The 8,060-nt window shown below is 64.4% G+C and carries 9 protein-coding genes; all 9 read right to left on the bottom strand.

Annotated features, from left to right (window positions below; genetic code table 11):
- On the bottom strand, positions 1-2,209 hold a 2,209-nt coding region (locus tag VGD20_RS18425), incomplete at its 3' end, for a glycosyltransferase family 4 protein (RefSeq protein ID WP_331135833.1).
- Between the two features lie 589 nt (positions 2,210-2,798).
- Positions 2,799-3,008 (bottom strand): KTSC domain-containing protein, encoded by a 210-nt coding sequence (locus tag VGD20_RS18420; RefSeq protein ID WP_331135832.1) that lies wholly within the window; start codon positions 3,006-3,008, stop codon positions 2,799-2,801.
- A gap of 94 nt (positions 3,009-3,102) precedes the next feature.
- The gene (locus tag VGD20_RS18415) at positions 3,103-3,597 is read right to left on the bottom strand and encodes a hemerythrin domain-containing protein (protein ID WP_331135831.1); all 495 of its coding nucleotides are present in this window, start codon (positions 3,595-3,597) and stop codon (positions 3,103-3,105) included.
- Between the two features lie 126 nt (positions 3,598-3,723).
- Positions 3,724-3,882, bottom strand: a complete 159-nt coding sequence (locus VGD20_RS18410) for a hypothetical protein (RefSeq protein ID WP_331135830.1) — start codon at positions 3,880-3,882, stop codon at positions 3,724-3,726.
- Between the two features lie 301 nt (positions 3,883-4,183).
- Complete coding sequence (locus VGD20_RS18405) at positions 4,184-4,438, bottom strand: DUF6894 family protein (protein ID WP_331135829.1); 255 nt, start codon at positions 4,436-4,438, stop codon at positions 4,184-4,186.
- 4 nt (positions 4,439-4,442) lie between these two features.
- A complete protein-coding gene (locus VGD20_RS18400; RefSeq protein ID WP_331135828.1) occupies positions 4,443-5,231 on the bottom strand; it encodes a Crp/Fnr family transcriptional regulator in 789 nt (262 codons plus the stop codon).
- Between the two features lie 53 nt (positions 5,232-5,284).
- Entirely contained in the window at positions 5,285-5,497 is a 213-nt protein-coding gene (locus tag VGD20_RS18395) for a hypothetical protein (RefSeq protein ID WP_331135827.1), read from the bottom strand.
- Between the two features lie 197 nt (positions 5,498-5,694).
- Positions 5,695-7,311 (bottom strand): amidohydrolase family protein, encoded by a 1,617-nt coding sequence (locus VGD20_RS18390; RefSeq protein WP_331135826.1) that lies wholly within the window; start codon positions 7,309-7,311, stop codon positions 5,695-5,697.
- Entirely contained in the window at positions 7,308-7,763 is a 456-nt protein-coding gene (locus VGD20_RS18385) for a hypothetical protein (protein ID WP_331135825.1), read from the bottom strand. The genes VGD20_RS18390 and VGD20_RS18385 overlap by 4 nt, the downstream gene beginning before the upstream one ends.
- Between the last annotated feature and the right edge of the window lie 297 nt (positions 7,764-8,060).

Genomic DNA, 8,060 nt, shown 5'->3' with positions numbered 1-8,060 from the left:
CATGGGCGACGTCGACATCCTCTCTGGCGCCCCTTGCCCAGAATAGGGTTTCCATCGCGCGATAGGCAAGATGGAATGCCAGCGTCGATTCCGCCCCGACATTCAGATTGACCCCCTGCGCGGTCAGTCCGTCGCAACACCGCCCCGTTTCGGGGCTGGCGACCGCGACCGCGCGATCGTTCGCGCCAAGGAACCAGCGATAGGCGGCGTCGGCCCGATCGCGCCAGATCGCGGCACCGGTCGCAGCGAAGGCGGCCGCGCATGCATCGACCGTCGCCCAGGCTTCGAGTGGTTGCTGATCGAACGGCAGCGTCTCGCCATCGAGGCCGAAGCTCTCCGACCCCACCGCACGAAAATGGCCGCCATCAGCCGTTTGCACGCGGCAAAGCCAATCGAGCTTGCGCAATCCCGCGGCTTCCCATTGTGCGATGCCCAGCGACCGCCCGGCAACAATCAGCGCCTGCGGAAGCCGCGCATTGTCATAGGCCAGCACCGGCTCGAACCAGTCCCAACCCGCCGCGCCATCGTTTCGATCGAGGCCGGCAAGCAAGGTGCCGCCCGTCTCAAGGAGCGAATGCGCCATCGCGTCTTTCGGGAACCGCGCGAGGATTTCCCCGGCGCCCAGCATCGTGAAAGCAGCGGCGCGCGGGCTGCGGCCCTTCGCGAAACCCTGTACCGCCTTGTGAAACCATTGCCCCGCCCAGCGCGCAAGTTCGTTCGACCGCGCGTGTGCGGCGCAATGCCCCAGCGCCCAGATCGCGCGCCCGTTGCTGTCGTCCGAACCCCGATCCTCGAGCCAGCGGCGATCATAGCCCATGAAGTTGCGGAACGCCTTTTCGTCGTCGTTCCAGCCATGCTGGATGAAGCTCGCAAACCGCAACATCTGCGCGTCGACGGCCGGCGATGCCGGCAGCCCGGCAAACAATATCAGCGCGCGCGCGTTGTCGTCGATACAATAGCCATGGGCGCGGTCGGGAACGATCCCGCATCCATGCTGCAACATCCCGACATCGTCGCACAGCGCCCAGACGCCCGCGAGCGCCGGTGCTTTTCGTGCCTCCGCAACGCCCCCGCGGCGGGGTAGGATCTCGCTGATCAGGGCCGCGCTTTGGCGGAGGATATTCGGCCACGCCGTGCGGCGGCCGCGGCGATAGGCGCGGCGCTGCAAGGCCTGTCGCTCGCCCGGCGAGGCCAGCAGTTCCAGCACCGCATCGGCGATCGCTGCGCTGTCGTTTTCGGGAACGAGAATGCCCACATCCCCCGCAAGCAATTCGCGTGCGTGGACAAATGGCGTCGACACCACCGCGCGCCCGAGCGCGACCGCATAAGCCAGCGTGCCCGACGTCACCTGCGCCAGGTTCGGATAGGGTGCGAGATAAATGTCGCAGAGCTCGATCTGGTCGAGCAGTTCGTCATTGTCGAGAAAGCGGTTATCCCACGCCAGATTGTCGGCGACCCCGAGCTCTTCGGCAAGCGCCTCGAGGCTTCGGCGATAGGTTTCGCCCTCGGCGGCAAGCAGATTGGGATGCGTCGCACCGACGATCCGGTAGACGACGTCGGGATAGCGGGCGGCGACCGCCGGCAGCGCGCGGATCGCGGTCTCCAGCCCCTTCCCCGATCCCAACAGGCCGAAGGTCGAGAGGACCGGTCGATCGCCGAGGCCCAGCGACGCGCGAAGCGGCGACTGCGCCGCGAATACACGGTCGGGGGTGCCATGTTCGATCAGCGCCACCGCCGAAGGCCGCGCTCCGTAGACATCGATCAGCGTGCTGCGTGCACAGGCGCTCATCACGATCAGGCGCGACGCGCGCGCGACGATCCGCGCCATCACGCGGCGCTGCGCCTCTCCCGGCTCGGCCAGCACCGTGTGGAGCGTGACGACGAGCGGAGCGGCGACGCGGTCGACGAGGTCGAGGATCATCTCGCCCGCGGCGCCGCCGAAGATACCGAATTCGTGCTGGAGCCAGACGACCTCGGCACCGCTCGCGTTGATCGCTGCCGCTGCGGCGCGATAGTCGGCGGGATCTTCCGCCGCGATTTCCATCGTGATCGCCGCGTCGCCGGGCTGCAAAGGGTCGGCGCGCATTGCATAGACATCGACGCCGGTCTCGGGATATTCCCGGCGCAAATGGTCGTAAATGTCCGCGGTATAGGTCGCGATACCGCACCGGCGCGGCCGGAAGCAGCCGAGCAGGGCGATACGCCGCACGCGGCTCGTCGATGCGTGCACCAATGCGGACGTTATCGCGTCCGCTTCTTCAGGAAAGCGCGGAAGGAACCTGTCTTCGCCATCATATTTCATCTTCGACCTCGTTTCGCGTTGTCCCCCGCGATGAAGTCCTCTCCGCTTCGTCCGATTGATGTGAGAAGGCCGCGAGACGAGGCCCCGACCGAATTGACCCCCAATGCGGCGCCAGGTTCCCCGGAGCGACGTCCAGACGAGAGTTTTTTCGCACGATCTCAACCTGGATCATGATCGGGAGTGATCCCATGCAAAAAAGGCTCCGCCGACGGCGGAGCCTTTCCGGCCTCCGATGCATATGGCTACGCGATCGAGAGACAAGCCCAACAGGAACCTTCCGGGGTCGTACGGAAGGTCCGGCAGTGCGTCTGATGCTATCGGGGTACCGGCGCGCGTCAATGTGCGCGGAGGCATAAATTCGGTGTTTTTTCCGGATATATGATCTGGATCAATATTGCCGCATCGATTGCGATCTCGCCGCCGAAAAGCCCGCGCCGTCAATCAACTACTGGCGGCTTCCCTCATCGGCGGGGTGGCCGCGCGGTTTTTCGCACCGTCAGTCCGGACGGTAGCGTCGGCGCTCGGGATCGCGCTCGCAGCAAAAACGGTCCTTGATACGTTCGTTGAAAAAGGTTCCGGCCGACACGGCGCTGCAGAGGCCATCGAACAATGCCTCGGGAACGTCGAAATAGAAATAGGAGCCGCTGTCCCGGAACCGGATGCAGAGGATCGACGCATCGGCGTCGAACGCCGCATGATCGATCATCGAGGAGCGGTCGATCCGGCACGAGCGCACGGCGATCAGGCCCTGTCCCTGATGCGCTGCGCGACATCCTCCGGAAGCATCGCCGGCCGGCCGGTTACATTGTCACGAGTTCGGCCGGCGGCAGCCCGGCTGTCTCGGCCTGGCGCTTCAGCTCTTCCTTCCGCGCGAGCATCCGCTCGCCGAGCGCCTCGAGATCGACGTCGGCGGCGCGCGCCTGCTGGAACATATTATCGTGCTGCTTTTCTTCTTCCTTCACATGATGCCTGATCTCTTCGGACAACACCGTGACCTTTGCCTCGAAATATTCGTCGTCGGGTCCCGAGGCGACGATGTCGTTGATCAGCAGCTTCGCACCGTCATGTTCGACATAGGCTTCCTTGAGCAGATCGTCGTCGATCTTGCCCTTGAGCGCGGGATAGAAGACCTCTTCCTCGATCTGCGCGTGGATCTTGAGTTCGGTGCAGATGCGGTCGGCGATCTTCGCCTTGCGGTCGCTCCCGCTCGCCTTTTCGAATTCCTCGAACAAGGCCTCGACCGCGCGGTGATCGGCGGCGAGGATATGCGTTGCGTCGATATCGGTGGGTTTCATTAAAGTCCCTTTCCTGTGCCCCGCCCTGTTGGAATGAAGTGCTCCCCCCAAAAGTTGCAAAGGCCGTATTCGCGCGAAGCCGGGCCGCGAGAGGGGTAAAACGGCCCGGCTTCGACGGATTGGCGATCAGCGGCTCTGCTTGCTGTCACCCGATTGCTCATGACCGCCGGACCGGTTGTCGCCGCCCGGCTGGCCGCGACCGCCATCCTGCTGCTCCTGCTGGCGGCCCTTGCCGGACGCACCGTCCTGCTGCTTGCCGCCTTTCCTGTCCTGATTATCTGCCATCTCACGTTCCTCTTCCGTAATTACCCTGAAGCGGGCACCGGAGAAACGCGGCCATGGAGAAATTGTTTCAGATAATTCATAAACTTAACTTAGGTTATACTGATAATTGGACGGCGTGACGAAGTTGTCGCCCCAAAAGGCGATACGCGCATCCCCGGTGATCTTCCTGCGTTGAGCGAAGATGCGATTCAGGATTGGAACGGCAGGATGGAGCATCGCCGCGCAATATGCGGACGCCTTCCCGCGCCCCGATCCGGCAACAGCCCTTTCGAAGCGGCGTTCGCCCTTCCCTGCCGCTTTCCTAGTCCTCGATCACCACCCGCACCGCGAAACAATGGCCGCCCGCCTCGTCGACCACATCGATGCGGAAGCCGTGGTCCTGCATCACCATCCCGGGATCGTCGCTGAGCAGGCTTCCGCCATAACGCACCGCCTCGCGTCGCGCGGCGTCGAGGTCGGGGAGGTCCATGCCGGCGTCGTCGACATGCGGCGATCCGTTCGACGTGTTGAAGAAATAATGGGGCATCTGGAAACTCCCGGCCCGTGCTCGGGCCATGCATTCAAACGCGCGAGGCATTGCTTCGATGCAGATAGGCCGAAGAAAAGCTCGAAATTTTCGCGAGTTCCGCGAAGTTCAGAATCGTGAGCGAGCGCGACGGCCTGCCGATCGCGCCCATTTTTTCCAGCTGCCGGACCATGCGGTTGATATGGACGGGCGTCAGCCCGAGCAGATCGGCGAGTTGTTCCTGCGTCAGCGGTATTTCGAAATGGTCGCTCGTCTCGCTCGCGATGTCGCTCACCCGGTCGTGAAGCTCGCAAAGCAGATGCGCGAGCCGCGCGAGGGCGTTGCGTCGCCCGATATTGAGCAGCCATTCGCGGCTGATCGACGATTCGATCAATATGTCGATCAGGATCGCGCGCGCCACCCCCGGGCGCGCGATCGTGAGTTGCTCGATCGCCGCCAGCGGCACCAGCGCCAGTTCGGCGGGCGTCAGCATGCGGACGTCATGGTCAGCCTTCTGGAGATAGAGCGACTGGAGGTCGAGCGCATCACCCGGCAATTTCAGTGCCACGATCTGGCGCCCGCCGTCGGAAGCGACCTTCTGACGATAGGCGAAACCGCTCAGCAGGATCGGGCAGATCTCGGCCTGGTCGCCTTCGCGAAGGATCGATCCGCCTTGCGGCAGGGTCTTGATCTTGTGCGGCAGCGCGGCAATCGCCTCCTGATCGGCGGTCGAAAGCAGGCTGTGGCTGAGCAGCTTCCTGATCAGGATGCTGAGCGGCCCCAGTTCCATACGGGCGCGATGCTGGTCCATCCATCGGGACAGCGGCGTCACGTCACTCGGCATGTCATCCTCGCTAAGGCCTCAAAATGCGAACCGGCCGACTGGCGGCACGGGCCCTAGCCCGCCGGCTGCACGCCGAGCGGGTGCAGTTTCCACACATTCGCTTCGGTCTTCGTCATGCGGGCGAGCAGATGTTCGCCTTCCCAGAGCGTAACGTTCACGCCCTCGCTTTCGTTGCGCGCGATCTGGAATGCATGGTCGGGGCCTTCGGCCTGGAAATCGATGCGTCTGGGTTCGGAATCGTCGATCAGGAGATGAAAGGCACGCATGACTGTGCTCCTCGGTCGGGAGCAGGCGCTACCTGGCTCTCGGCTTGAAATGATCAGCTGGCCGTATGCAACGGAACTGCGGCATGAAGCCGAAACCACGAAAAGCCGATCGGAGTGGAACCGCAGTCGTCAAAAGCCACCTTACCCGCCATTTCGTTCCGCCGCGCCAACATGGATCATGTTTCGGACGAACCGCCCTATTTGGGCGTGCCGCTATAGCCAGCCGCCGTCCGCAGTTCCGCGGCATCCATGACATAGCCGTCGCTGACGACCGTCGCGACGCGGCGAAGCGCGCCAAGCTCGGTCGAGGGATCGCCGTCGACCAGCACCATGTCGGCTTCCTTGCCCACGGCGATCGACCCGGTGCGCCCGTCGGCACCGACGATCCGTGCCGGGATGATGGTCGCGCTCTGCAATGCCTCGGCGGCGCTGAAACCCGCCTGCTGATAGATTTCGAGTTCGCGGACGAGCTCGATCCCCCAGCCGTCGGTTCCGGCAACGATCGGCACGCCCGCCTTGTGCAGCCTGCCGACCAGTTCGACCATTTTGGCATAGCTCTTCCGGTAATCGTCGCGCGTCAGCCCTTCGACCAGCGGATAACCTGCCGCGGTGAACACCGAACGTTCGAGGACGGGGGAGATGATGCCCATATAGGGCGCGTAGGCCGGCTGGGGTTTCCCGCCGTCCTGCGTCAGCATCCCCTCGAAGATGACGATCGTCGGGTCGACGATCGTCTTTTTCCTGGCGAGATCGGCCACGAAGCCCGACATCAGGGGGCCGTCGAGATCGACGTCCTTGAAATAGCGCGCCGGTCCTTCCATCCGCTGGCGCGTGTTCGCCTTGTCGATCACCTCGCGCGGCATTGCTTCCATCACCACGAAATTGAGATGAGTGAGCTCGTCATAGCCCGCCGCCACCGCTTCGCTCGGCTTCATCGTCGCGGGGACATGGCCGTGGACGTGCAGGCCAAGCCTGTGCGCCTCGGCCGCGGCGGGGGCGATCCAGGCGGGATTCATCGATGTGTAGAATTTGATGCCCCACAGCCCGGCCGCCTTGACCCGCCGCACCGCCGCGATGGCCTCTTCGGCGCTGCTGACGACCTCGGCACCCTGCGCAGCAAGCGGATCCTTCTTGTCGATGATGACTGAGATGAACGGCTCGCCCATCAGCAACGTGCCATCGGCCCGGCGCTTCGTCGCCTCGACGGCGCGGTCGAATGTCGTGCCGGGGCTGCGGAAGCTGGTGATCCCGTTGGCCATGTTCGAGAGCACGTCCCAGTCATCGCCGATGTGAAGGTGGCTGTCCCAGATGCCCGGCACCAGGGTCTTGCCGCGCCCGTCGATGACGCGCGTTCCGGCAGGCACTTTCAGCGACCCCGCGGCACCGATGGCGGCAATCTTGCCCCCCTGCGCGAACACCGCACGGGCGGGAAGGAACGCGCCCTTGTCGGCGTCGAACAGCTGGACATTGTCGAACAGCACGGGCGCTTTGGCGGCGGGGGACAGGAAGCGGCGGGCGATGCCGGCAACCGCTTCGGCCGTCGCTTTCTCCTGCACGTCGCGCAACTGTTTCAACGCGCCTTCATATCCCGCCGGAATGACCGAGATATAACTGATGTCGGCAAAGTAGCGCTTGTTCTCGTCGAGCCACACCGGAAGCGGCGACGGAAGGATGCCGCTGATGAATGCGAGCTGGACCTTTTTGGGTCCGCCCGGACCCTCGATCACCTGCGCCGGGCCAAGGGTCAAACGGCCCTTGCCGCCGGGCAGGAAATTCAGCCCGGCATCGCCCGCCGCGGCGAGTGCATCGATCATCGGGGCATTGGCGATGCCGACGCCGCCGCGGGGATGTACCAGCCGCCGGCCGCCGCCTCGCCCGAATCGGTCGCCGTTTTCCACGTCGCGCGGCCATTCGCGACCCGGAACTCCTCGGCGGCATCGCCCGACATGGTCACTCCGCGGACGGTCAGCGCGTCGACCGTGCCGCCCGGCGCGAAGGTCGTGACCTGGTCCATCTCGGTGATCCAGCCGCGCAGCTCCTGTGACCAGCGATACGCCGTGCGGCCGTCGGGCAGCTGCCAGCGCCACTGGTCGCCATGTTTGCCCGCTTCGGACACCACGACATAATGCGCCGCGTCGGCGGGCGGCTTCAGCAGATCTTCCTTCGGGACCGGTTTCGATTGCGCGGCCGGCACGGGCTGTTCGTGCGCATGGACAGGGCAGGCGGCCGCGGACGCCAGCAGGGCCGCCATCAAAAACATGCGCATTGTCTATCTCCCGAACGAGCCGAGGCTCCACCTGGATCGTGGTATGAACAATCGGCCGCGCGAAGCAAGCCGCAGGCTTGCGGCGCGGCCGCTACCGCAATCGCCGATCCGTCCGGGGGCTTGCGCCCCGTTCGGTCAGAGCGCCGAGCCTCCCAATTTATAGGTCAACTGCAGGAAGACGCTGCCCCCGACGCTGTCGAACCAGCTGGTGTTGTAATAGGGATAACCCGACCAGGTCGGATCCTTGACCGGATTGGTGTCGAACAGGTTCCGCACCGTCAGCGACCCGCGCATATG

This window comes from Sphingopyxis sp., from assembly GCF_036402335.1.
In the GTDB taxonomy this organism is placed as follows: domain Bacteria; phylum Pseudomonadota; class Alphaproteobacteria; order Sphingomonadales; family Sphingomonadaceae; genus Sphingopyxis.
This window is presented reverse-complemented; position numbering and strand designations above follow the sequence as displayed.